Annotated in this window: 17 protein-coding genes; 6 read left to right on the plus strand and 11 right to left on the minus strand. The window is 64.1% G+C overall.

Annotation, left to right across the window (positions count from 1 at the left end):
• Positions 1-160: 160 nt before the first annotated feature.
• Positions 161-3232, minus strand: coding sequence for a hypothetical protein (locus E4634_RS00585; protein WP_135440658.1), 3072 nt, complete (start codon positions 3230-3232; stop codon positions 161-163).
• A 168-nt stretch (positions 3233-3400) separates the two neighbouring features.
• Complete coding sequence (locus E4634_RS00590; protein ID WP_167854695.1) at positions 3401-4546, minus strand: serine hydrolase domain-containing protein; 1146 nt, start codon at positions 4544-4546, stop codon at positions 3401-3403.
• 277 nt (positions 4547-4823) lie between these two features.
• Between E4634_RS00590 and E4634_RS00595 the strand changes: the two genes are divergently transcribed.
• The 6 genes from E4634_RS00595 to E4634_RS00620 all read left to right on the plus strand — a co-directional run bounded on the left by E4634_RS00595 (position 4824) and on the right by E4634_RS00620 (position 13957).
• On the plus strand, positions 4824-6062 hold the full coding sequence (locus E4634_RS00595; protein ID WP_135440660.1) for a sialidase/neuraminidase family protein: 1239 nt from the start codon (positions 4824-4826) through the stop codon (positions 6060-6062).
• Positions 6063-6338: 276 nt separating this feature from the next.
• On the plus strand, positions 6339-8285 hold the full coding sequence (locus E4634_RS00600) for an IPT/TIG domain-containing protein (protein WP_135440661.1): 1947 nt from the start codon (positions 6339-6341) through the stop codon (positions 8283-8285).
• 200 nt (positions 8286-8485) lie between these two features.
• On the plus strand, positions 8486-10273 hold the full coding sequence (locus E4634_RS00605) for a Calx-beta domain-containing protein (RefSeq protein WP_167854696.1): 1788 nt from the start codon (positions 8486-8488) through the stop codon (positions 10271-10273).
• Positions 10274-10348: 75 nt separating this feature from the next.
• Positions 10349-11419 carry an alpha/beta hydrolase gene (locus tag E4634_RS00610; RefSeq protein ID WP_135440663.1) on the plus strand — a complete coding sequence of 357 codons (1071 nt, stop codon included), beginning with the start codon at positions 10349-10351 and terminating at the stop codon, positions 11417-11419.
• 236 nt (positions 11420-11655) lie between these two features.
• Positions 11656-13023: a hypothetical protein gene (locus E4634_RS00615; RefSeq protein ID WP_135440664.1), complete on the plus strand. Its 1368-nt coding sequence runs from the start codon at positions 11656-11658 to the stop codon at positions 13021-13023.
• Between the two features lie 55 nt (positions 13024-13078).
• Positions 13079-13957 (plus strand): sulfotransferase family protein, encoded by an 879-nt coding sequence (locus E4634_RS00620; RefSeq protein ID WP_135440665.1) that lies wholly within the window; start codon positions 13079-13081, stop codon positions 13955-13957.
• Between the two features lie 64 nt (positions 13958-14021).
• On the opposite strand, the gene E4634_RS00625 is transcribed toward E4634_RS00620, so the two are convergent.
• The 9 genes from E4634_RS00625 to E4634_RS21395 form a co-directional block, all read right to left on the minus strand.
• Positions 14022-15407, minus strand: a complete 1386-nt coding sequence (locus tag E4634_RS00625) for a hypothetical protein (RefSeq protein ID WP_135440666.1) — start codon at positions 15405-15407, stop codon at positions 14022-14024.
• 47 nt (positions 15408-15454) lie between these two features.
• Positions 15455-18415, minus strand: coding sequence for an HlyD family secretion protein (locus E4634_RS00630; protein WP_135440667.1), 2961 nt, complete (start codon positions 18413-18415; stop codon positions 15455-15457).
• Positions 18416-18422: 7 nt separating this feature from the next.
• Positions 18423-19886 carry a hypothetical protein gene (locus tag E4634_RS00635; protein WP_206046746.1) on the minus strand — a complete coding sequence of 488 codons (1464 nt, stop codon included), beginning with the start codon at positions 19884-19886 and terminating at the stop codon, positions 18423-18425.
• Between the two features lie 20 nt (positions 19887-19906).
• The gene (locus E4634_RS00640) at positions 19907-20785 is read right to left on the minus strand and encodes an alpha/beta fold hydrolase (RefSeq protein WP_135440668.1); all 879 of its coding nucleotides are present in this window, start codon (positions 20783-20785) and stop codon (positions 19907-19909) included.
• 103 nt (positions 20786-20888) lie between these two features.
• The gene (locus tag E4634_RS00645; RefSeq protein ID WP_135440669.1) at positions 20889-21785 is read right to left on the minus strand and encodes an extracellular catalytic domain type 1 short-chain-length polyhydroxyalkanoate depolymerase; all 897 of its coding nucleotides are present in this window, start codon (positions 21783-21785) and stop codon (positions 20889-20891) included.
• The gene (locus E4634_RS00650) at positions 21775-22362 is read right to left on the minus strand and encodes a hypothetical protein (protein WP_135440670.1); all 588 of its coding nucleotides are present in this window, start codon (positions 22360-22362) and stop codon (positions 21775-21777) included. Before E4634_RS00650 ends, E4634_RS00645 begins: the two co-directional genes overlap by 11 nt.
• Before the next feature lie 98 nt (positions 22363-22460).
• On the minus strand, positions 22461-23372 hold the full coding sequence (locus E4634_RS00655; RefSeq protein ID WP_135440671.1) for a sulfotransferase family protein: 912 nt from the start codon (positions 23370-23372) through the stop codon (positions 22461-22463).
• A 60-nt stretch (positions 23373-23432) separates the two neighbouring features.
• Positions 23433-24527 (minus strand): tetratricopeptide repeat protein, encoded by a 1095-nt coding sequence (locus E4634_RS00660; RefSeq protein ID WP_167854697.1) that lies wholly within the window; start codon positions 24525-24527, stop codon positions 23433-23435.
• An 89-nt stretch (positions 24528-24616) separates the two neighbouring features.
• On the minus strand, positions 24617-25312 hold the full coding sequence (locus E4634_RS21395) for a hypothetical protein (RefSeq protein WP_167854698.1): 696 nt from the start codon (positions 25310-25312) through the stop codon (positions 24617-24619).
• Positions 25313-25605: the final 293 nt, after the last annotated feature.

Raw genomic sequence — 25605 nt, forward strand, 5'->3', positions numbered from 1 at the left:
ACTGATTCGCTCTTAGTAGGGCGCGGGCGGATTTCCGTTCGCTATATCAAAAAGCCGTCCACGTTGCCTTTCGATAGCAATGACGGGGCTGGTGTCGGGGCGGGGACTGTAAAAAAGGCGGTGGCCAGGGCCACCGCCATGCGCACTTCATCGCGGTTTATCAGGGTGCGGCGACCTCGCCGGTAATACCGATGTACTCCTGGAAGTCGGCATCGCCATCGGTTTCCACGGCGATGATCTTCGGGTTCTGCAGGGTGACGAAGCCACCCAGGTCCAGCCCCTCGACACACAGGGGCGGCGCGTAGGTATCCACGTTCTCGCCAATCAGGTCGACCGTGTCGTCGTCATTGCTGGTTCCCACCAGTTGCCCGTCGACGGTCTCCTGGGCAGCCCCGCACACCACGCCCTCCTGGCGATTGAGGATCTGGAAGTCGACCACATCGGTGACGAAGCCGGGCACACCGGCCGGGCAGTCCAGGTTTTCCGTGGCGATGCTGCTGGTGGTGACCAGGTTGAGATCGAGACAGGTGTTGTACAGCGCACAGTCGCCGCTCACCGAAGCATCGCTACCGAAACAATCCGGCGTGTCGTTGAGCTCGGCGAAACCGTCGTTGTCGCGATCGACGACGATAGCCACCGAGAGGTCGCTCAGGCGCACCGCAGTCTCTACCGTGGCGGGCGTCCCGGCGTCGTCCTGGATCAGGAAACGCGGCGGGTTGTCCTGGCGAGAGCAAAACAGTACCTGGTTGTAGGCAGCCAGCGTGGTCGGCGGCGTACCGCTGCAGGTATTGCGCTCGAGGTCGGAACCGGCAATGCCGGAGCAGGTATCGCCGCTGGCGCCGTGACAGACGCCCTGCTTGATCGCGGTACCCGTAATACCATCCCCGGCCAGCGTTTCACAATCGGTGCCACGAATCGCGTGGCACATGCCGCTGGCCGCGGCACCATCGAGGGCGTCGCAATCTGTCGGCAGCACATCGTCAACCGACTTGTCGGTGTACTGGCAGGCAGTCTTCAGGCCGCCGGACTCCGCCATGCTGGAAAACAACTGGTTGATGACCTCGTCGGAGAGCAGCACGGTGGCATCGCCGGCGTTGGGAATCTGCATGGTCGGGGCCGGCGCCACATCGACGACCGCGCCCGGCGTGGGCTGCACGTCCGTGTCGACAGCCAGGGTCTCGAAATTGCCGGACAGCGTCGCCAGGAAGCCCTGGGGTGTGATCTCCACGGATTCCAGTGCGCCACCCAGCGATGCCTGGCCGAACTCCTCCACCTCTTCCTCGTCGATCTTGATGTCCCCCAGGTCGATGGGATCGGGTTCCGAGGCGCCGATCGCCTGGTTGAACTCGGTGACCTGGGACACGTCGATGGCCGGTGTGAGGTCGAGATCGACAGTGCCGAAGGTAAAGATGGTCACGATGCCCTCGATCGCCCAGTTGCACACCTCGGCCAGGCAATCGACATCGCTGCCGCCTGAAGTGCTGACCGAACTGGTGCCGGTGACGAACACGGGTTCCTCCGGCGGGTCGCCGAGGAACTGGCCTTCGGTGATATTGAAGCTCAGGCTGAGGTCGCTGATAGTGGTGGTCGAGGTGATGTCGACCGTGGTCTCGGCCACGCACACACCGGCGACGGTGTCCTTGCAGTGGCCGTAGGCGGAACCGTACACGGTCACGTCGGGCAGATCGATGCTCACCGCGATCTTGCCGTCCTGGAAGGTGACCGGACAGCTGATGGCGTTGGCGTCGATGCTCGAGCCGGTGATACCAATTTCCACGTTGGGGCTGCAGGAACAGCCGCCGCTGATTTTCTTGCTGATCGGCGCTATCTCGGCAATTTTCGACTGCACACTCTCCTTGAAGGCCTGCCCCGCGTCCGGGCACTTCTGGTCCATCAGCGCCTGGATGCCATCCTCGGTCAGGCCGACGACGAAGGAGTTCTGGATCGCCTCCTCCGCCTCGTCCAGCGCCACCATCAACAGCGGCGAGACCGAGCGTTCGACATTGAAGCCCAGCGCATTGGCGGCCAGCGTCTCCAGCGGCGCGGTCGGCGACTGCACGCCACCCACGGCGAAGAACAATTCGTCGAAGGCGCGATTACCATAGGTGTCCAGGGCGTCGACGGTGAGGCGGTTGGAGCCGCGGTCGAAGCTGCCCAGGGGGGCGCTGCCCGCATCGAGGTCGGCGCGCAGGTCGGTCTGCGGAATCGCTTCGTCGAAGTGATACTCGTACTGGTCGGCGGTGAACTTGCCGTCGCCGGCGACAAAGCTCTGGCCAGAGACATCCAGCGCCGCACCGTTGATCTTGGTCGCGGCAATCGGCAGGCCGTGCTTGACCACACCGGAGACCGGGGTGGGCACCGCGTTGACCACCTGCTGCTCGAAGGGCGATTCGATGTCGACACCGAAGACCGCGAACTGGCCGGCATCCTCCATGTCGTCGATGTGGCAGGCATCGCTCACCGGACCCCGCGTCGGGCGGTTGGCCAGGCGCTCGCCATCGGCGAAGATGACGTGCCCACCCGCAGGCAGGCCCTCAAGCGTAAAAGACACTGTGTTGGAAGACGGTTCCTCGATATCACCGAGGTCGACCACGAGGTCGGTGATCTCCACGTTCTCGCCGCCGATGCTGACGTTGCCGGCGTAGGGGCCGCCGGGGAAATCCGTGGCCGGCGTCAGGCCCAGCGCGGCGGCAATCTCCACACCATCGACAAAGACCTGCAGGCTCGCGGGCTCCAGGCCGGTGGCCGCGAGCACAACATCGACCGTGTCGCCGGCCGTCGCGACCTGGCCGGTCGGCTGGTACAGGCGCAGATAGGGGACATCCGAACAATAGGCATGGACGGTTTCATCGCCGTCCACCGCTGTCACCGAGAGCAGCGGTATGGGCGCAGCCACAACGTGAACACCGCGGTTGGTGGTGCGCAGGGAGTAGTCATCCTCGTCGATGCGGCTGCGCAGGTGGGCGGGATCGTGATTCTCCACCGGCAGGGCACCGAGGATGACCCCGTTCGGGTCCAGCGCGAGCAGTTCGGCCTGGACCTCGGTCTGGGGCGAACCGCCGGCGACCTGGATCTCGATGGTGTGTTTCCCGGTACAGTCCTTGCCGGGTTTGCCGTGAGTGTACGGCAGGGAGCAACTCAGGCTGAGTGCACCGCTGGCTGGCAGGGAATAGACGCTGGACAGGCCGAGCACCACGCCGGTGCAGGCCAACAACCGCAGGTTTCGAGACATAATCTCCTCCCCTGTTCTTGGGCTTTGCCCATGTTATTGGGAGAGAAGCATAATCCAGGATTCGGGATGCGCAAGTCACTTGCAGTCCAAATTACTGCAAGTGACTTAATTATGACCCATATGGGCTAGTTTTGAACGGATTGCGAGGGCGACGCGAGGCGCCCCAGATCACCGCAGGCTGTTGAGCCCCTCTTCGATCAGCGGCCGCAGGTCATAGCCCAGTTCGATGCTGGCCACGCCCGGGAGAGTCAGGATGTCGGCACCCTCGGCCTGCCACGCCACCACGGCGTAATAGCCGTTGTCGTAGTCGATCCAGGGGTCCCAGCCCAGTGCGCCAGGGCTGGAAACCACCGTGGTATCGGCGCAGTCGGCATCGAAGTCGGCGGTCTCACACTCGCGCCAGTGGCCCAGCGCGTAGCGCCACTCCAGGTCGCCCACGGTCAGGCCGGGCGGAGCATTGCCCAGGGTGACCGGCGGCCCGGTGCGGTCGGCGTCCCAGGTATCGCGCTGCGCGGCGAGAAAATTACCGGTCATGATGGCACGGATGAAGCGCTCGGTATCCGCAACCGTGGAACGGAACCCGCCGGAAATGTAGGGGTTGTCCGTGTCCGTCAAAACGTTGGTATTAGTCATGCCCAGGGGCTGGGCCACGAGCATGGTGAACAGGTCGGCAAAGCGCTGTCCGGCCGCCTGTTCGGCGATATAGGCAACAATTTGCAGGTGTGCCGGGCCGTAATTGAACTCGGTGCCCGGTGCGGCGGTGATGCCAATCTGGTACAGCTCCATGGCGCAGCTCTCGAGCGTCATGTCCTCGTCGCGCACGCAGGTATCATCGTCTTCGGTTACCGAGAAGCCCGAGGTGAAGGACAGCAGTTGCTCGATCGTGATCTGGCTGCGCGGGTCGGCGGGGTCGTTGGTCCACCAGGGGATGTAACTCTGCGGGTTATCCGACAGCGCGAGCACGCCGTCGTTGACCAGCGACATGATGACCGCGCTGGTCAGCCACTTGGAGAACGAGGCCACCAGGCGAACTTCGGTCTCAGTGGCATCGCCTTTGGTGTAGGTGTAAAGGCGCCCACTGGCATCGCCGAGGATGAACACGTAGTCGTCCGCCCGAAAATCGTCCAGGGTCGGCTCGAGGGTCGAGAACACTTCCTGGGTGTTGGGCTCGTTGGGTTCATTCGGCTGGTTGGGTTCGTTCGGTTCGGGCGGGGGGGCTGTGGTCTGGGACGAGCCGCCACCACCGCCACCGCAGGCCGCCAGACCGACGGCAAGGCCGACCAGCATGACGACAGCCAAAAGCTGCGATCGCATTTCGGATACTCCGGGAAAAGGGTTGGAGGGCATTGTGTTCCTTATTACCGACAGGGCCGCCGCGCGGAAGTTCAGCTGTAACCCCGGAGGTGCACTGTGAAAAAATTACACCACCCCGGTAACAATTGCCAACTAGTTCACTGAAAGTAATTTGCAGTTAATCGTCGCCTAATGCAAGAAAAGGGTTTACACTGCGGCCTCGGGATCAGGATTTCTGTGCTGCGGCGTGCTCGCTGGCGGCGCCTGACCAGTGTTATCCAGCAGGAGGCAAGCTCTCATGGGGCGGTATCTCATTCAGTGCCTGGCAGTGGCAGCGGCAATCGGTGTTTGCAGCCAGGCGGTCAACGCGCAGGCCGTGATCCGCGGCACCAGCACCTCGCTGGTCGGTGCCAGCGAACGCATCATTTCCTATCGCAATCAGGAACACATGTGGCAGACCAGTGATGGCGCGCAACATATCATCATCAACCTGGGCGAAGATTCCCCCTCCGGCGACCTGGCCATGTACACCAAGTCCGGCGCCGGTGACTGGACCGCGGGCATCAAGCTCGCCGCCACCGACAAGGCCTCCACCATGGACGGCGTTCTGTCCGGCAACAGCCTGCACCTGTGCTACGGCCTGGCCTCCGGCGCTGTGCACTACGCGCGTCTGGACTACAACAGCACCACCCATACCTGGTCGCAGGGTCTGAACACCGAAGTGGATTCGGCCTCGGACTCAACCCCCTTCACCCCGTCGATCGGGCTGGACGGTGCCGGCCGCACCTGGTGCGCCTACTCCGACCAGGACGCGGCAACCCTGCGCATCCGCATCAAGCTGAAGTACAGCACGGACGGCGGCATGCTCTGGTCGGACTCCAACGCGCTGTTCGCCAGCGACAACCTGTTCCCGTCCAAGGCGGCCAAGCTGGTCCCCACCACTGACGGCATGGGCATGGTATTTACCGACGCCACGCAGGTCGCTGGCGAGAAGATCATCAGCGCCTACTGGGCTTTCCTGCCCAACACCGCGCTGCCCACGGACCGCTGGGACAACGAGCTGATCTGGACCTACCCCGCATCCAGCTCCCGCGACTCCGACCCCTACGGCACCCACTACTCCGTGGTCAGCGACGGCGCCGGCAACGTGCACGTGCTGTACACCGACCAACTGGCACTGCAGATGCGCAGCCGCGACGCGGTCAGTGGCACCTGGGGCGCTGCCAATAACCTGGCTGGCCCGGCCAGCACCGCCTACATGCAGGTTGCCGTGGACACCGACGACGGCGAACTGTACGTCCTGTACAACTGGTACCAGCAGCTGCGGGTCCTGGTGAGCAGCGACGGCGGCCAGAGCTTCAGCGATGTGGCCCTGCTGTACCGCCCGTCATTTGGTTTCCTCGATGCCTCGCACCCGCGGGTGGAGACGCCCTCCTACTTCACCTCGCCGATGCACGTGCTGAACCAGGTGAAACTGACTACCCAGGGCGGCGAACAGGAAATGCTGATGCAGCATCTGGTACCCACGGCGCCCTGAGCCGCCACCACCGGACCCACGAAAGGCCCCGCACACGCGGGGCCTTTTTTTTGACCTCACAAGCTGGGAGGCTCGGCTGGTCTGGTCCGGTCCGGTCCGGTCCGGTCCGGTGTCAGAGTCGCGACTCTGACCCCTCGTTGGACACTCGGTTACCGCGCAACGGCACACCCACCAAGAAATAACCTCTAGCTATTACATGACATAGCCAAATGTCACTGGGTTATCTCACGCCCGCGCTGGATACTTGCACCCAGCAGCAATCACGGGTAATCCAGAATGTCTCTCCGCTCTTCCTTCCCTGCCGGCGCACTGCGCACCGCTCGCACCCTCTCTCCGCTCATCGCCGGCCTCGGCCTCGCCCTGGGCAGCCTGGGCGCCGGTGCGGCACAACTCGCCGTGGAACTGGGACACGGTAGCGGTAACTACGCCGCGGGTGAAACCGTCTACATTGCGGCCAACACCTCCGACCTGCTCACAGAGGACGACGCCGCCCGGCCAGAAATGCCGGCCAACGGCATGCAGCGTATCTTCGCCGGCTGGACCGGCGACGCCGAGTTCCTGGACGACCCGCTATCGCCACGCACCAGCATCCTGATGCCCGACCACCCGGTATCGGTCAGCGCCACCTACAAGGACGTCTCGCCGTGGATTACCCCCTCGGTCCTGACCTATTTCCCGCCCGAGCACCACAGCGTGATCTTCTTCTTCCACGGCATCGAGAGCTGCTCCTGGTGCCTGGCGCGGCGGCCGACCGCCGAGGTGTTTATCGAGGAAGCGGTTTCCCGCGGCTTTGGCGTTATCGTCCCGGAAAAATTCGACCCGCTGGATGACACCTGGGACAGTGAACTGGAGCCGTCCGCCAACTTCGACATGCAGCGCATGAGCGCACTGCGCCACGACCTGGTCGCGCGCGGCGTGATCCACGCGGACGAACCGGTGCACCTGGTCGGCGTTTCCGCCGGCGGCTACTTCGCCTCCCTGTTCGACGAGAGCGCACAGGCCGAGCTGGATTTCCCGGTGACTACCATGACCCTCATGCTGTCGCCCGGCTACTACCCGAAAATGACCGAGACCCGCGTACCGACCCTGCTGGCCCAGGCGCGCAACGACAGCCTGAGCACCCTGGAGATGGGTGTCACCGCACACAACCTGCTGCTGCAACGCGGTGTCGCTGCGCAGATGGTGGTGGGCAGGGCAATGCCCGTGTACCCGGAATACTTCGCCGCAGTCGACGGCGTCACTGCCACTGCCTCGCGCGAAATCGTCGCCGCCCTCGACGCCGGCGGCTTCCTCGACAGCGCGGGCTTCCTGCGCGACAACCCGCGCACGTCCGGCTGGGAGCAGGTATTGCCGCCCATCGAGGACCTGGCGCAGACCATCAGCGACATCCGCAGCATGATGTTCCAGGCCTACGCGGAACACAGCATCATGGACGGCTTCGCCCACCGCGTCTTCGAGTTTATCGAGCAACCCGTGGCCCGGGTCGACTACGCCCCGCGCGTGATCGGCTTCGAACCGGCCACCGGCACCGAGGGCACACCGGTCACCATCCACGGCGAATTCTTCGTCGATGTGCAGGCCGTGGAGTTCAACGGCCAGCCCACGACTTTCGTACAGCTGACTGGCGACCAACTGGTTGCCTACGTGCCCCAGGGCGTCAGCGCCGGACCGATTTCCGTCACCAACTCCGCCGGCGACGGCGTGAGCACGGGCAATTTCGGCGTCCTCGCCGCCGAGGTGGACAGCATGGAACCGGCTTCCGGGCGCGAGAGCACCGTGGTGGTCATCTCCGGCAGCGGCCTCGTGGATGTCACCGGGGTGACCTTCAACGGCCTGGCCGCGAGCTTCACCGAGATTTCCGCCGGCAAACTCACGGCATCCGTGCCCAAGGGCGCGACCGACGGCCCGGTGCTGGTGAACACCGCGAGCACCGGCGGCATCTACGCCGGCGAGTTCGATGTCCTGCCGCCGCCCAGCGTGAGCGGCCTGAGCACGGACCGGGCAATGATCGGCGACCTGGTGAGCATCTACGGGGATAGCCTGGGCGATACCACAGACGTTCTGCTCAACGGCTCAATCAATGCGCCGTTCACCGTGATCTCTGACTCCGAGGTGGTGTTCGAAGTACCGGCGAATGCCCAGAAAATCAGCGGTATCCGCGTGTTCACGCCCTACGGTTCAATCAGCGCCGGCAGCATCTACTGCAAGAACTGCTCGCGCTGAATCGGGCGCAGCGCGCCTGACTCCCCCGTCCCCCGGTGGTCCCCCGACCACTGGGGTGTCACTATTTTGCACTGCAACTGTCTTGCATATTCTCCCGGTTATGCCAGAATCATGAACATCAACTTTGTACCTAGGGATGGGCTGCAGTGGTGTTCACTTTTCAAGCAATCGACCGGAGCATACCGGTCAGTGGAGCGTTGGTGCGTCGTATACTGCCTTTGTATCTCGGCGCACTGGCAGTCACAGTGCAGGCCCAGACCGTCGATGTCAGTATCGGCAACAAGGTCGCCGGTGAGGCCGATGGTTTCGCGGTCGTAGAGGTCAGCCTGAGCGCGGCGAGCAGCGAGGCGATCTCCGTCGACTGGCAGACCAGCGACAGGCAGGCGGTGAGTCCGGCGGACTACGCCGGCGGCAGCGGCACCCTGGTGATCCCCGCGGGTGAAACCAGCGGCTCCATCAGCATCGCGCTGGTGGACGACAACCTCGATGAGCCCTCCGAAAAATTCTTTGTCGATCTCGACAACCTGCAGGGGCCGGCGAGTTTCAGCGACAGCCGCGCCCGGGTGACCATCTCCGACAACGACGACGACGCCCTGTCCTGGGATAGCATCGCCACCGGCTTCCAGTCCCTGCTGGCACTGGATAGCGGACGCTACGTGGTGCAGGAAGGCAGCTGGCTGTTCCACCAGATCGACGAGTGCTTCACCAGCGGCAAGAACTGCCTCGGCAACAACCCGAGCAGCCAGTACGGCTACGCCCGCTTCCCAAACCGCGAGTGGGAGTGGCGGCGCAGCATCGGCGGTGTCCCCGGCTACATGGTGGGCAACGACGAAGCAGTCGTGCTGATCCTGCAGACGCCGCCGACCTCGCACTACTTCGGCCTGACGCCGAACGTGCATTCGCGCTACTCGCCCACCCCGGGCAACGACTCCCTGCGCTCGCGCATCGCCATCGGCGGCAGCTATGCCGACTCGCTCAACCAGTTGGCCCTGGGCGCGGCCCCGGTGGAAGGTGCATCGCCCTACCCCTTCGATCGCACCACGGCGGTGATCTTCTCGCCCAACCAGATGGTGTCCGATGAACTTACCCAGCAACTGACCGCTGCCGGCCTGCCGGCCGAGGCGATCAACGTGATCGGCATTCCCGTGGGTGCCGTCGAAGTACCGCTGTACACCGGCTATGCCAATGAGGCGGATGAGTTCTGCCTGCTGATGCGCGTGAGCATCCCCGACGACCAGCAGGCCCTGACCGACTGGGCACAGCAGCTGCCGATTGCCAGCTACCGCGTGGCGATCAACGGCGCGGACTTCGTACCTTTCGCCTACGTCCCCTACAAGGAGCGCTTTACCGGCCGCTCGGAGTACGATTTGCTGCCGGGCATCGAAGCGCGCCGCGACGCGTTGGTCGAAGCGATCAAGCTGCGGCACGCCGGCGCCTCGCCACTGGAGTATCGCCGCATCGAAGCCAGCCCGCGCACCGGCCTGGACTGCATCAACGACGAGATCAGTTGCGGCTTCGACAACCAGGACGCGCTCTACGAGCGGCGCATGGATTTCCCGCGCCGCTATACCATGACCAGCGATCCGGAGAATTTCTGGTACTTCGTCGGCGTCAACCACCGCCGCACCGGCAAGGCGCTGTACACCAATCACTCGGTATATATCGATGAAAACTCCGCCGGCGTCGCAGGCATCACCGATTTCCGCGCCGCGGGCAGCGCCGCTTACTACGCCGCCGCCTTTGCCGACGGTCTCGCTATCGGCGATTTCGAAGACCTCTACGTGCTGAAGATGGCGCGCCAGTGCGAGAGCGAGGAACTGGACCTCGGATACTGTGTCGAAGTACCTTATCCAACGGGGGAAAATCCGGTAGGGGCGACCGACACTGACGCCCTGTACACGCTCACCAGACTTTACCTGGATTCGGAATCCAAGGTCGGTCCCGACCTTGCCGAGGTCGTGACTCCGGTTTTCCTGATGTACGAATAACCGATACCTGTCCAGCGCCGGGAGCGTATGCTCCCGGGTAGCGGATCGGTCGGTCCGCGTCCTGGAGAGGTATCAATGACCCGGCTCAAGCTTGTTTTCTCGATTTTCGTTGTAGCAACACTCAGCGGCTGCGCTTCCAGCGTGGACGCCGCCCTGTTCAAGGACGCGGAAAAGCTCTCATCGCAGTGCAGCAATCGCCTGGACGCGCCGCGCAGCGGCTACGGTGCGTTTGGCGACACAAAGTACGACGTGAAGTCGCTGCGCAACGCGCACTGGCGACGCAAGGACATACAAGTCTTTCTGCCAGCGGGCAAACAGGCTAAAGCACCGGTTATCTTCTTTTCCCATGCCTTCGGCGCCTACGACTGGAAGGACACCTACCCCGACCTGATGCGCAATCTGGCCAGTCGCGGCAACATCGTGGTGTTCGTGCCCTACCGCGCTTTCGGCGCGTCCAATGAAAAACGCTACGAAACCCTGTGGGACGGATTCACCCGCGCAGTGGACGAATACGGTTCTCGCATGGACCTCAGCCGCGTGGCCTTTGTCGGCCATTCCTACGGCGGCGGCGCCACGCCGTACATGGCCTACAAGGGGCTGGTGGAAAAAGGCTGGGGCAGCGCGGGTTCGTACATCTTCATCATGGCGCCGTGGTACAGCTTCGATATCACGCAGAAAATGCTGTCCTCCTACCCGCGCGATACGCACCTGGTCATGCAGGTCTACGACGAGGACGACGTCAATGATCACCGCATGGCCATCGACCTGTACAACTCGATCGAACTGCCGGCATCCAACAAGACCTTCCTCGAAGTGCGCTCGCAATCGCGCAACGGCTGCGCGATCACTGCCAGCCACGACACGCCGGCGCGCAATCCTTCGCTGTTCCTCAAGGCATACGGCGTGTTCCGTCCGCTGGACGCGATGAACGATGCCGTATTCCACGGCAACAAGAGCGCGCTGGATATCGTGTACGGCAACGGCAACTCGGGACAGATCGAGATGGGCGACTGGGACGACAAGCAACCCTTCGCGCCCATGCTGCGCAAGGAATCACCCAGGGCCGATGTGCCCCAGGACAAGTTCCGCTTCTCCTGGGACGATCGCCGGCAGAATCCGCGGGTGGGTGTCGGCGAGCCCGAGTGAGGGCGTGACAGCGGGCACACTCTGGGCGGTTTTACCGCAGAAAACCTGCGCTTTGATTGTAATTTAATGCTGTTCTTCTATACTGGATCGACCAAATCGTTCAGTCTGCCGGGGGGCAAGTTACGGGCTGGACACTACCACTGACCAGGGATTTTTACGCGCCGCCGCCGGGTTGCGTCGGCGTCAATCTCTCGGCTGAACCAGTGCTGACAAGTTGCTGATAGGAACACTCCCTGATGTCCGGTACACCACCACAATTGACGCGAGACAGCTTCCGGCTGCTGCCGCCGCCGCCTTTCAACCCCACCATCAGGATCAGCCAGTCGATGATCTGGTACCAGGACTGGTTGTACGTGGGCGGCGGGCGCGGCCCGCTGAAAACCGAGTCCCGCGGCAAGCAGGCACCGGCTGACGACAACGCCCTGGGCGCTGAAATCTGCCGCTATTCGCCCACCGAGAACCGCTGGGAGCGCGTGTACTCCAGCCCCGTGGTCGGTGACGGCGAACCCGTCGCTCGCGACCGCAGTGTGCGCGCGCACGCGATCACCACCGACAAACAGGGCGTGGAAACCCTGTACTTCGGTATCGGTTCGCTGCAGGACCAGGTGATCATCGTCGCCACCGAGGATGGCAGCACCTTTCGCGAATGCGGCGAAGCCGGCCTGAACCAGCCGGACAGCGACATCGCCTCCATCCGCCGCCTGTGTGTCGTGGGCAACAAGGTCTTCACCTCGCCCGTCGGTAAAAACAAGGGCCGCGGTATGGCCGACGACAACGTCGCCGACGTGGTCGCTGTTTTCGAGAGCGATACCAGCCTGACCAAGCCATGGAAAATGGTCAGCGAACCCAACTTCGGCGACGAGCACAACGAGTCGATCAACGACCTGATCGAATTCAACGGCCAGCTCTACGCGGCGACGCTCAACCGCCGCGGCGGTTTCCAGGTGTGGAAATCCTCGTCCAAGCGCACCAGCCAGGCGCGCTGGAAAAAAGTGATCGACAATGGCGCCTATCGCTACGCCGCGAACCCCGTGCCGACCTGCATGCAGGTGTTCAATGGCGCCCTGTACATCGGCACCGGCGTGCAACGCCAGGGCAAATGGGGCAACGACAAGTACGGCCCGATCGCTCCCGAACTGATTCGCGTCAACGACGACGACAGCTGGGATCTGATCTGCGGTGAGAGCCGCTGCACGCCGGACGGCCTGAAAACACCGCTCAGCGGCAAGGGCGCCGGTTTCGACCACCTGTTCACCCAGGCGTTCTGGACCATGACCGAGCATCACGGCCTGCTGTACATCGGCACCAGCGACTGGCGTTTCTGGCCCAGCTACCTGCCGCGCGGCGCGCGCCACCAGCGCGAGGACCTCAGCCAGCAACGGGTCCAGTACCTGCGCCAGGAGACCAAGAAATTCTCCGGTCACTACGCCCTGTACTGCAGCGCAGACGGCGTAAACTGGGACACCGTCACGCAGACCGGTCTCGGCAACAACCCGGACAACTATGCAATCCGCGGCCTGCTCTCGACGCCCGCCGGATTGATGGTAGTTCCGGCCAGCAGCGGCAAGACCTCTGCCGGCATTGAACTGTGGTGCGCGGATTGACCCTGACTCCGCGCACAGAACTCGAAACTCCGCTAACCTTTTCGAGAATCCTACGATGACTGCACCGTTATTTATCCTGGCTCCGCCCCGCTCCTTCACCTCCATCGTCTGTGGCATGGTGGGACAACACCCGGAACTCTACGGACTGCCGGAGGTTAACCTCTTCGGCGGCGACACCGTGCGCCACCTGTCTCGCTGGTACTTCGTGCGGCCGCGCTTCCAGCACGGCCTGCTGCGCGCCATCGCCGAACTCGGCCTGGGCGGCCAGTCCGAGGAGGATGTGAACGCCGCCAAGCAATGGCTGCGCGAGCAGGCCAATCGCAGTACCGGCGACGTGTACAAGGACCTCGTCGAATGGGCGGCGCCGCGCCGCCTGGTCGACAAGAGCCCCATGTATGTTTACGAGCCCGACGCATTCGAGCGCGCCAAGGAGGCCTTCCCCGACGCCCGCTACCTGCACCTGACCCGGCACCCGCGCAGCACCTGCGAATCACTGGTAAAGCTGATGGCCGACATCAAGGACCAGGGCGGCCGCTCCGGCGGCTTCGACGCCAACCCGGACTCGGTGTGGCGCGACCCGCACGTGCAGATCATGGAATTCCTCGAGGGTATTCCCGCGCCGAACCACCTGCGCGTAAAGGGTGAGGACCTGATGGCAGACCCGCGCAACTACCTCCGCCAGATCTGCGAATGGCTGGAGATCCGCCAGGACGACGAGGCCATCGAGGCGATGATGCACCCGGAGAACTCGCCCTACGCCTGCGAGGGACCGCCCAACGCCAAGTTCGGCAACGACCCGAGCTTCATGGAAAAGCCCGCCCTGCGCGAGTACCGGGTGCCGGATGTCAGCCTGGAAGGTCCGCTGGACTACGATGCCAACCTGTACTTCTCCGACACCCTGCGTCACTACGCCAACATGTTCGGCTACAGCTGAGCGTGAATGCGCAAACAAAAAAGGCGCCTCGAGGCGCCTTTTTTATTGGTAGTGAAGTAGCGACTCAGGGCTGTCCCAGCCAGACCTCGGCGCCGGTGTTGAGGTTGGGATCCTCCTCCACCTCGGCCTGCTCGGCAAAGCGGCCGCCGCGGCGACGACGCATTTTCATGTAGTTGTTGGCGGTGCCGAAGTACAGGCCCTGCGGTGTCGATACGAAGGAACGGATACCGTACATGTAACGATTGCCGAAGCCATCGAGGCTGACCGCTTCCCAGTTGTCGCCGTCCTCGGTCGCCCACAGGTGGAAACCGCCACCGCCGTCGCTGAGCCCCGGCCGGAATGCCGCCACCCAGGTCTCCACCTGGTGCGTGCCGACGTAGAAGCAACCGTTGTGCTCAGCCATGCTCCAGATCACCGAGTTGTACTGCTCGTTGAAGCCCGGCCCCTCACCCGAGATCGGTTTCTTATAGCCGTCGGGCGTGGCGCGGTGGGTGCCCATGATCAGGTCCCAGCTGTCGTCGGCGCGCACGCGAATCAACTCCGCCGCGGCGGGACCGACATCGTGCTCCGGGTCGTAGCCGAGGCCGGCGATGCCGGAACCCACGTACAGGGCGTCGCCAAAGGCTTCCATGGTCGGCGCCATCTCGTTGAGGTTGTTGCGGTAGGCACCGCACTCGAGCACGCGGCTCCACTGGAAGGGCGGCTCGCCTTCCGCCGTGGTCTTCCACAGCTCAAAACCCCGGTACGGATTGGTCACGCTGGCATACAGGTGGTCGTTGAATACCGCCAGACGGGTGATGGCGATATTGCGCTCATCGCCAAAGCCGGGCTCGTTGGCCGCCTGCCAGTCGCCACGCGCGGGATCGCTGGAGACATAGACTGTCGGGTCGCTGCGCAGGTTGCGGTCGAAACCCTTGTCCGTGGCGGTCCCGGTCGGCGCGGCAAACATGCGCCCCTTGAACGGCACCAGGGAGCGGAACGACATGATGCTGTCGTTGCCCATACCCGCCTCGGACACGACCTCGAAATTGACGCCGTCCTCGGAACGCAGGACGTGGGCGCCCCAGTTGCTGATGGTGCCGGCATAGAGTGCGGGGTACGCATCCGTGGGCGACTGGAACACGGTGAGATTGCGGATACCGCGGTACAGCGGCACCATCTCCTCGGTCTGGAAATCCATGTTGCCGGCGCGCATCATCTTGCGCATCGTGTCCTGGGCCGCGGCCCGCTCGTCGGCTTCCACCAGCGGTGAGGTGAACATCACCTCCCAGTCGCAGGTGCCCGGCGTCAGGCGCAGGATACGCGCGCAGTCCTGCGGCCCGTGTCCGGCGTGGTGGGTTACCCCGAGATAGACGTAGCCGTTGAAATAGGCCAGTGACTGGGCGAGTTGGCTGCGCACATTGCCCATGCCGTCCCAACCCACCTTGATGAAATCACCTCTGCGCAACATTGTATGCGTATTCCTTCTGGTTACCGGCTAAGCGCCGTTCGCTCGCGTCACGGAATCCACGACCACATCTCGACCTGCACGAAACGCACGATGGTCAGGAACAGCACCTGCCACACCGGGCGCGTTTCCGCGGAAATTTTTGCGTAACCGGTCATGCCGGATTTCAGGCGCTCCTCGGGGTTGTCCAGCCGCGTGATCACCTTGACGATATTGCCGAAGGAGCGCTCCTCGACGTTGGTGTCGATGGCCGTCACCTTGCCGGGGAAAATCTGGTCGTGGAAGGCCCACACGCGCACGCGCACATCCGAGCCGAGTTCGACGACGTCGGAGTCGAACTCCGGCACCTCGATTTCCGCGATCACGTTGCGCGTGTCCTCGACCACGGCGAAGACCTCGCCAGTGTTCAGGTACTGGCCGACGCGCTGCTTGAGGTACAGGGTCACCAGCTTGCCGTCGAAGGGCATGTAGAGGAATGACTTGTCGTACTTGTCCTGGGCCAGGTTGCGCTCTTCCAGCCAGCGCTGCAATTCCGCTTCGGCCGCGAGCAGTTCTTCCGCCGTCGCACCGGCCTTGACCAGTTCCACGTTGGCCTCGGCCTCGCGCACATTGCCGACATCCACCTCGTACTCGCGGCGAACTTTCTGGATTTCCTCTTCGGAAATCACATTCTTCTCGAAAATTTTCTCTTTGCGCTCGAGGTCTTTCTTGCTGTAGGCCGCCTTGGTGCGCTCGACCTCCAGGGCCTGCTCGGCGAGGCGCAACTCCTCGGGTGTCGGCTTGGCGCGCAGCCGGTCGAGCACCGCCTGCTGTTCCTTGATGCGCGCCTCGTAGATCTTGATCTGGCCGGCGAGATCCGCCGAGTTGAGCTTGGCGATCAGCGTGCCCTTTTTCAGGGTTTCGCCGCCGTCGTAGTAGACCTCGCGAATGATGCCGCCAAAGTCCGTAGTGATCTCCTGGTAGGCCACCGGCTTGATCAGCAGCTGGCCACCGCTTTCATAGGAATACGGCAGGAACATCACGCCGACCAGGCAGGCGATGACGATCCACTTCAGCCAGCCGCCACTCTTCTCGGCATCGCGTTCGGCCTTGCGCTTGAGCTTGCCCTGGGTGCCGCGCGCGGTACTCGGCGCGCCGGCGCGACCAGTGCGCGCCACGGCCCCGCCGCCGCGCCGCGGCTGCTGGGCCTGTGCCTGGCGCTCCTCGCGCTCGCTCGCGCTCTTGGCGACATTGGCGAAGATCTTGTACAGGAACAGGCTGCCGACCATTACCACCACGGTGATCCCGGTGGTACTGAAATACTCCTTGCCCAGGCTGCCGACCATGTAGAACAGGAAACCCAGCACAAAGATCATGAACGCCAGCGAAGTAAGGCCGAAAGCCGCCAGTGCCAGGCCACCGCCCTCTGGCTGCGGCTTACCGGTGACACCGGCCTTCAGGGACAGGAACGCCTTCTGCCGCAACTCGGGCTCGTCCAGCATGATCGACAGCAACTGGTAGCCCGCGGAGGGGAACAGCGGGATGCTGGTGATCACGAAGGTGGAAAAGCCCATCACCCCCACCCAGAACCAGAAGTGGGAGAGCCCGCTGTCGTCGGCGCGGGTGAGGTACCACAGGATGATACCGGCGCCGGAGATAAACAGCTTGGTCAGCAACGGCATCGCCGCCACCCAGGCGCGCTGTACCCGCGGCGCGGTGGGCTCGACGATCGCCGCCACCATGAAGCGCGGGATGACCCAGAAGATCAGGCGCACGCCGAAGGCGCGCACCTTCATGCCGAAAAACTTGGCGGTGGCACCACGCGACAGGCAACTGAACAGGTTGACGGTAAGCAGGCTCAACGCCGCACGGGCCAGGAACGACAGCGAACTCATGAGCCGCCGGAACTCCTCGAAGAACCCTTCGAGGTGCTGGTCGATCAGGAACACCCCGGAGATCAACAGCAGGGGAATTGCCCAGAGCAGGAGTTTGCGCAGCGGCACGGCCACGGCCAGGATACCGTCGAGCAGGCGGTTCGGGTCGAACAGCTTGAACTGCGGAAACACGGAGCTGTTACCGCGTTTCTGGCGCTGCTGGCCGGCACCGGCGCCCATACCGCCGCCCATGCCACCGCCCATGCCTCCGCCCATACCACCGCCCATACCACCGCCCACGCCTGCGCCCACGCCTGCGCCCATACCGGCACCCATGGCGGCACCGGCACCCATCGCGCCGGCCATCTTGCGCCGCCCGAACATGCCCGTGGCAGCGCCCATACCGACGCCCGCATCCAGCGGGTGATCGCGGTCGGCTTCGAAGGCCTCGTCATCGTCGTCTTCGTCATCCACCGGCATGTACTCGCCGACGATGACCTCCTCTTCTTCAGCGGCCGGCTCCGGTCGCCGCCTGCCGGGACGATCGCGCAGGAAGACCTCGCCATTGGGCGAATCCACGTACTCCTCTGCCCCGGCGTTCTCGGCGGCCGGCGCAGGGCGTTCGGGTTTTGCTGTTGCGTCGGCGCGTTTGGGCGCAGGCTGTTCGGGGCTGGCCTCGTCACCCGACTCGCTGCCGCGCGACAGCCCGGCGGGTACCGGCAGGTTGGAAACCCGCTCGGCCTTGCGCGCCGCGCCAATGCGCTGACGCCGCCGCTTGAGGGTCCCGCGCCGCCGCGTGGTGTGCCCGGGGGCCGCGTCCTCAGCGGGCAGCAGCGGCCCGATCACCGGGTGCTGGCTGGCCCGGCGTCCCCACAGGCGCGCACCGGTCAGCGACTCCACGGTCAGTTGCAGTTCGTCGTCGTGCAGGTCGCGGGAAAATCGTTCGCGGAATTTTGCGGTGACCACAGCGATGTCGTTCTCACCGGAGAGGGCGTCGATCAGGAAGAACGCCTCGGCGCTAAGCAGCAGCTGGCGCCCGGTCTCCGGGTCGCGAATAAAGAATCGCTGGCCGTTGCGGCTGCTGACCTCGACACCACGCTTGAGCAATGCCGGTACCGGCACGCTGGTGGCTTTTTGTTCCTGGTTTCCCTTGCTCATCGTGTACTCAGTCGAGGTGTTTCCCGAGGTAAACTTCACAGCCGCCATCGGGGTTGTCAACCAGCTCCTCTTCGCCAATCGGCCGCACGCGCGGCCCGAACGGGTTGGCGGTGCCGAGGAACAGGCCGTGCTCGGTGGACGCGAAGGTGCGCAGACCGGCGTTAAACGGGTTGTTGAAACCGGTGATAGTGACCGGCACCCAGTTCTCGCCATCGAAAGTGCGGTAGAGGTCGAAGCCGCACTGGTTCTCCATGATGAAGCGCTCACCCACCTCGGAGACGATGGAACTGAAAAAGTCCGGCCAGTTCTCGCGCCGGGCGTAGCCAAGCAGGGAGTTCCAGCTGAAAGTTCCGAGGTACAACCAGCCCTCGTGCTCGACCATGCGCCAGAAGTAGCCGTTGAAGTAATTGTCGAACCCGGGGCGGTAGCCTGACAATGGCTCTTTGTAGCCATCCGGCGTGTCGCGCGCCTCGCCGACGATAAGGTCCCAGGAGCCGTCCGGGTGAATGCGGAATACCTCGGAAGCCGCAGGGCCGATCCCGTTCTGGGTATCCACCCCGCCGCCCTGGATACCGGTGCCGATATACAGCGCGCCCTTGAACGGCAGCATGGAACAACCGGCCTGGTTCAACTCGCCGCGATACGCCCCGAGCTCGATGACTTTCTCCCACTCGTAGGGCTCCTCGCCCTCCAGGGTAGAGCGCCAGATCTGGCCGCCCTCAAGGTTCAGGGTGCTGACGTACAGGTGGTCGCCGAAGCCGATCATCTCGAAGACGGTGCGATTGGTGGGGTCGCCGAAGCCGAGTTCACTCACCGGCTTCCAGATGCCGCCGGCGGGATCGGCGCACTCGAAGACCACCGAGTGCTTGGCCACGTTGGGGTTGCCGCCGCGGCTGCCCGCGGGCGAGGTATACAGCTTGCCCTTGAACTCGATCAGAGTGCGGATCACCGTCACCGGCAGACCGCCGAGGCCCGGCTCGCAAGAGGGTTCGAAGGTGCGCCCGTCCACGGTACGCAGTACCAGGCAGCCAGGCCCCTTGGCGGGTGACCATGTGGCCACATACAGCGCCGGCTCGGTCTCGTGCGCGGCCTGGAACACGGCCATACCGCGCAGGCCGAGCTCACGGGGTATTGGTTTGCCGTGATCGCCGATGATAGTGGGCGAGCGATAGACCATCTCCCACTGGTCGGTAAGCGGGTCGTAACACCAGATCTGCGCGTGCAGGTCCAGGTCGAAGGGATTCTCCGGGCACTCCACCGGCCAGGGGTTCATGCCGATGGGCAGGCGCGCCTTCATCAGCGGGAAGTTGCCGCGAGTGGTGCCGACGTAGATCTTGCCGCGGAAATAGGCCATGGAGTGCGCATAGGCATTGTGGCCGTCGCCGAAGCCGCCGCGGGCAATGCGCCGGAAGTCCTTCGCCGCCAGTCCAGGGTTGATCCCGACCTTGTTGAATTTCATCTCAGCGGACACGCGCGGCTTTCCCCATCATGTCAGGCATGCTCGTCCCCGACCCGGGTAAAGCTTGACCAGGCGCCGATCAGCATCTTCGGCCGCGACGCCGGGAAGAAGTGTCCCGCTCCCGGTACGACCGTCAGCTGCGCCTGCGGCATCAGTTCCACCAGGCGCCTGCCGGAGGTCAGCGCCTGGGATATTTCGCCATACACAGCCAGGGTCGGCAGGTCCAGTTCCGCCAGCACCTCGTCGGAGATGCCATCGTTGGTCATGATCTCGCGCTCGGCCTCGGTAGTATCGAGCAACTTGAGCCACTGTCGCGCACCGCGCTTGCCGGCCTTGCCGATGAACGGATGCACCCACTCGCGCAGCGCCTCGACGTCCGCGTGCTGGTCGTCGACCTGCATGCGGGCCGCCTCCTTGAGCATGCGGTAGCCAAAGAACGGGTCGCCCACATCCACATCGAGACCGCTCTTGCGCAACACGGCCTGGATCTTGCGGCCGTGCTCCCAGGGCTGCTTGCGCGCGCGCAGCGAGTAGAGCTGGCTGTCGGCGATGGTCAGGGTGATCAGGCGCGGGCGATAGTGCCGGGCGAATTGCAGGGCGACCAGACCGCCGAAGGAGTGGGCGATAACGTGTGCCTTCTCGATATTCAGGTGGTCCATGAGGTCGCGCAGGTCGTCGGCCATTTCCCGCGGCGTGTAGCCGGACTTCGGCATCCGGCTGCGGCCGTGACCACTCAGGTCGTACAGCAGCACATTGAAGTACTTGGCCAGCGCCGGCGCGATCTGCAGGTACCAGAACGCTAAGCTGGTGGCGAGCCCGTGAATCAGCACCACGTGCTCGGCTTGCGCGCCGCGCTCACTGGGCATCTGGATGTAATGTATCGCGCGTTCCGCGCTTTGCGTAAAGGGCACGTTCGCAACCTCAATCGTTTCTACTGGCCACGTGCGACCGGCGCTGCTGCGTGCGGCGCCGGGCGGGTGGCAGGATATGCGCCGGGCGGATGACCTGCTCTGGCTACTTCTGCAACTGCTGGGCGGAGAAAAACTCCCAGATCCGCTGGCTCAGGCGCAGCGCCGCGCCCTCCCCTTCCCCCAGGGCCCAGGTGTGCCCGCCGCCGATCAGCTTCAGGTACTGCACCGGCGCAGCCTGGCAGGCGTAGGTTTCCATGACCCGCTGCGGTGCGAGGGTATCTGCGCTCGGCTCACCGCTGCAGCGGTTCCCGGCCTCCAGCGGCGCCAGGCTTTCCTCTACCGAGCGATAATCGACCCGGGTGATCGAGCGTTTGCCGACACCGCCCTGCGCCGGCACGTTCTCGTCCGCGGTACCGTGGACATGCAGTACGGCAATCGGGGTCTCGGGTTTGCAACCGGTCAGCGCCAGGGTGCCGGCGACAGGCGCGATCGCGGCAATCCGGTCGGACATCTCACAGGCGAGTCGATAGGTCAGCATCCCGCCGTTGGAGACACCGGTGGCGTACACCCGCTGCGGATCGACGCCATACTTGTCCACCGCCATGTCGATAAGGCTGCCGACAAACCCGACATCGTCACTGCGCTTGCGCACCGAGTTGCCGCAACAGACGCCGGCATTCCAGGTGCGGTGGCGCTCGGAAAACCGCTGTACCGTGCCCTCGGGGTAGATCACGATAAACCCGTGCTCCCGTGCCACCTCATCCATGTGGGTAAAGCCTTCGGTCTTCGCCGCATTACCCATACCGCCGTGGAAGACCAGCACCAGGGGCGGACGGGCATCCTTGGGCAGGTTGGGAGGCACGTAGACCAGGTACTCGCGCTGCTCGCCGCCGACCTCGATGGACTGCGCACCACTGGCGTCCTGCCGCGCCTGGCAGGCACTGGCCAGGCCGAGCAGGACGAGCACGCACAGGCGCCAGACAAGACTGCTACTCGGCATTGCCCTGCCCACCCTGTGTCGCGCTCGGCTGTGCAACGGATTGCTGCTCAACGGATTGTTCTTTGGCGGGTTCAGCGGATGGTGCTGACTCGCTGGCCACTGCCGCCTCGCTCCTGCGCTGCCGCGGCTTGGCCGCGACCGAGGGACCCTCGGTGGCTGCGGCAAGGCGATCGGGGCCGGGGTATTCCGCAGCCTTGTGCCCCTCGAGCATCCATTTTTCCAGGTCGTCGAGAAAATCTTTCTCGCGCTGTAGTTCCTTGAGCAGGGCCTGGATCCACTTTATGTCCGCACCCAGCTTCTTGCTGTAGTCCTGGATTTCAGTAACGGTGCTGTTGCTGATGGGGGCATTTTCCGACCCGGCGAGTTGCGCGAAGACAGCGGTAAACTGACCGCCGAGGCGCGAGGGGTCGAGTTCGACGAACTCCTGCTGCCGCTGCTTTTTCTCGTCCGCGAACTTCTTCAGCAGTTTCTGCTTCTGGGTGTCCCGCCACTTGCGCTCTTTGTCGGGCAGCGGGTTTTCGTCACGGTTGTAGTCGTAGTGACCCAGACGTCTGCGTTTTCTGGGTTTGTCATCCACTGCGCTTGTCTCGATTGCGAATCCCATCCTATTTAATACCCGAAATCATATGCCAGTGCTACAACCGAATGCTTGAAGACGCGCTCGTCGGGGCGCCTTCAGTACCCGAAATCATGTGCCAGTGCTACAACCGAGTGGTTGAAAGAGCGCCCGTCGGGGCGCCACGGCAAGGGCTCGTCCAGCGAAAGCTTGCTAGGACGAAACGGCGTGTAGTGCGGCTTGCGCAGGAAGTTGGGGTCGTTCCCCAGGGCCGCATGCGCCGGGCCGAAACACGAAAACGGCGAGGATTCCGGGTGTTTCATCGCCTCGATCGCCTGCGCATCGGAACGGATGCCGAGCCAGTCGCAGACCATCGCCAGTTGTTCGTCGCAATGCTCGAGAAACACTTCGCCGAGCACGCGGATGTAGTTCTCCCTGGGCACTGTCTCCAGGAACTCCAGGATATTGATATGGCTGTCGTGCCAGGCGATCTGCGGGTCCAGGATCGGCTCGTCGCCCGAGTAATCGATGCTGTCTGTAACCAGCGCCGACAGCTGCAGCAGGTTCATCACCGACTTGCACTGCCCCCAGGGGTGGCGCACGAGGTGGATGAACTTCGCGTTGGGGAACGTCTCCAGGATACGTTCCATAAACTGCGGGTTGACCACATAGGCCGGACTCTTCTCCACCGTGATCAACGGGTCGACGGCATCCACCAGTTCCCGGTAGATCTCGCCGGTGGTGCGATGGAAGCGGCGGTTCACCCAGTGGCGCGCCATCTGGATCGAATCCGTGCTCTGCTCGCCGGCATAAATCTCGGCGACCGTGCGCAACAGGCCATGCTTGCGCGTCGAATACTCGGAGATGTCCTGGCCGTTCTTACCCCGCGTACTCCACAGGTCGGCCAGGGTTTCCACGGTAAACAGGTTCAGCTCCGGCAGGCCAAACGCCTGCGGATGCACACCCAGCATGGCGTTGACCAGGGACGTGTAGGACCGCGGCGGAGCCAGGATGAACAGTGGATCGGCCAAGGCTTACCTCGCTACCCGGGAACAGACTGAGGTGGACACCGATGGCGCTCCGGCGCTGCTTCAGCTATTGGAGCTGACCAGCTGCGCCACCTGTGCCTCGGTGACCTCGTCTTCCTCTTCGGGCTCTGCGCCGGCCTGGCGCAGCCCTGAATAGGCAGCGCGCCACGCTTCCGCCAGTTCCTGCGGGTCCTCGTCCTGTGCCTGCAGCAAATCGCGCAACTCGGCGCTGCGCGCGGTCAGCCGGTCCTTGCTTAAGGCAATGGCGCGATACTGCTGGTTGGCGAGGTCGTACTGGCCGAGCTCGAAGTAAACGTCCGCGAGTTGCTTCAGTGCGCGGGTATCGCGGGTGCGTTTGACCATCGCTTTTACCGCCACCAGGGCTTCCTCGTGCTTGCCCTGCTTGCTGTAGGCGGTCACCAGCTTCTGCTCGATTTTCTGGGCGAGGTCCGGCATCGACTGCTCCGGTGATTCCTGCGCCAGTTCGCGTGCCTGCAGCAGCGTGCTCTCCGCCAGCTGGTATTTCTGCTGGCCCAGCGCCGCCAGGGCCAGGAAGTAGCTGCCCATCGCGGAATCCGGCTTCAACTTGAGCAGCTTTTCGAAGGAGCGCTCGGCGCGCAGGTAGTCGCGCTGCTTGAGCGAGATCGCGCCCTGCTTGATGTGCGCCGCGACGCTGTCCGGGTTCGCCTGTGCCGCGTGATAGGCCTCTTCCTGGGCCGCGATCAGATCGCCGGACTCCTCATAGATATTGCACAGCATGAGGCGCAGCGAATCGCGATGCGGCTCATACTCCAGCGCAATCTCAGCGTGTTCGCGCGCCAGCTCCGGCTGGCCGTCCTCCAGGTACATCTGCGCCAGACTGATGTGCGGCTTGACCAGGGAGGGTTTCAATTCAATGGCTTTCTGGAAATCGTCAAAAGCCGATTCCACCTCGTCGAAGGCGAGGTAGATTTCACCGCGCAGGCTGTAGGCGTTGGGCAGGTCCTGTTTCAGGGACAGTGCCGTCTGCACGCAGTCCAGGGCGCGTTCGAAGTCGTTGCGCTTGACGGCGCAGCGCGCCAGGCCCAGGTAGACCTGGGGGACTTCCGATTGTTCGTCCAGGATATCCTCGAGGGCGTGCTCCGCCTCTTCGACGTTGCCCTGGCGCAACATGGCCATTGCACCTTGCAGGCGGTCCTTGAGACTGGGAGCTCCCTGTTGTCCCCTGGCCGCATCACCTTGACCGTTCTGGAATCGTCCGCGCATGTCTAAATCTCGATGTGTTGCTGAAACCGGCTTCGCGAGCCTCGCGAAGCCGGTTCGATTTGCCCACCCGTCAGGGTGTCAGGACTCTTCGCTGCCAGACAGCGCGTCGACCTTCTGGCGCAGTTCCTCGATGGTCTGGCGCAGACCGCCGCCGGCACCACCGCCTGCGCCGCCCTGACGACCGCCACCGCCGCCGCCCATGCGACGCGCTGCACCCGGACGACCGCCACCACCGGCACGACCTGCTCCGGCTCCGGCACGACCGCCACCAGCGCGGCCCGCACCTGCTCCGGCGCGACCGCCAGCGGCACGACCAGCGCCCGCTCCAGCGCCACGAGCCGCACCGGCTGCACGACCGGCACCTGCGCCGGCGCGGCCAGCACCAGCACCGCGACCTGCGCCTGCAGCACGGCCTGCACCGGCTCCAGCGCGACCAGCGCCCGCGGCACGCCCTGCACCGGCTCCAGCGCGACCTGCGCCAGCGCCACGGCCCGCACCGGCGCGGCCTGCGCCAGCTCCGGCGCGACCTGCACCGGCACCAGCACGACCGGCACCTGCGCCACGACCGCCGCCTGCACGACCGGCACCTGCGCCGCGGCCTGCACCAGCACCGGCACGGCGAGCGCCGCCGCCAGCACGGGCACCGCCACCGGCACGCGCACCGCCGCCAGCGCGACGGGCACCACCACCGGCGCCACCGCGCTTGGGCTCTTCCTCAAGGAACTTGACCAGGCTGTTCACGCCTTCGGCGCTGAACTGGAAGCCGTCATCGCTTTCGATCGGGCTCAGTGCGGCGACGATCTTTTCCTTCATCTTGCCGCCCTTGCCTTCGGTTTCACGCTTGTCCAGGCGCTGCATCAGCTTTTCGAGCTGCTGCTGGCTGATTTCCGTGCCTTCCACCAGGGTATCGCCAGGCTCTACGGTTTTCAGGGTTTGCAGCATCTTGGCCCGCAGACCGCCGCCACCACCGCCAGCGCCAGCGCGACGGCCA

The sequence above is a fragment of the Mangrovimicrobium sediminis genome, assembly GCF_004745945.1.
GTDB classification, from domain to species: domain Bacteria; phylum Pseudomonadota; class Gammaproteobacteria; order Pseudomonadales; family Halieaceae; genus Mangrovimicrobium; species Mangrovimicrobium sediminis.

Excerpts from the sequence above, each read along its gene's own strand:
- E4634_RS00590 (WP_167854695.1), bottom strand. The coding sequence starts at position 4,546 with ATGCGATCGCAGCTTTTGGCTGTCGTCATGCTGGTCGGCCTTGCCGTC.
- E4634_RS00645 (WP_135440669.1), bottom strand. The coding sequence starts at position 21,785 with ATGCCGAGTAGCAGTCTTGTCTGGCGCCTGTGCGTGCTCGTCCTGCTC.
- E4634_RS00660 (WP_167854697.1), bottom strand. The coding sequence starts at position 24,527 with ATGGCCATGTTGCGCCAGGGCAACGTCGAAGAGGCGGAGCACGCCCTC.
- E4634_RS00630 (WP_135440667.1), bottom strand. The coding sequence starts at position 18,415 with ATGAGCAAGGGAAACCAGGAACAAAAAGCCACCAGCGTGCCGGTACCG.
- E4634_RS00620 (WP_135440665.1), top strand. The coding sequence starts at position 13,079 with ATGACTGCACCGTTATTTATCCTGGCTCCGCCCCGCTCCTTCACCTCC.
- E4634_RS00615 (WP_135440664.1), top strand. The coding sequence starts at position 11,656 with ATGTCCGGTACACCACCACAATTGACGCGAGACAGCTTCCGGCTGCTG.
- E4634_RS00610 (WP_135440663.1), top strand. The coding sequence starts at position 10,349 with ATGACCCGGCTCAAGCTTGTTTTCTCGATTTTCGTTGTAGCAACACTC.
- E4634_RS00625 (WP_135440666.1), bottom strand. The coding sequence starts at position 15,407 with ATGTTGCGCAGAGGTGATTTCATCAAGGTGGGTTGGGACGGCATGGGC.
- E4634_RS00585 (WP_135440658.1), bottom strand. The coding sequence starts at position 3,232 with ATGTCTCGAAACCTGCGGTTGTTGGCCTGCACCGGCGTGGTGCTCGGC.
- E4634_RS00600 (WP_135440661.1), top strand. The coding sequence starts at position 6,339 with ATGTCTCTCCGCTCTTCCTTCCCTGCCGGCGCACTGCGCACCGCTCGC.
- E4634_RS00595 (WP_135440660.1), top strand. The coding sequence starts at position 4,824 with ATGGGGCGGTATCTCATTCAGTGCCTGGCAGTGGCAGCGGCAATCGGT.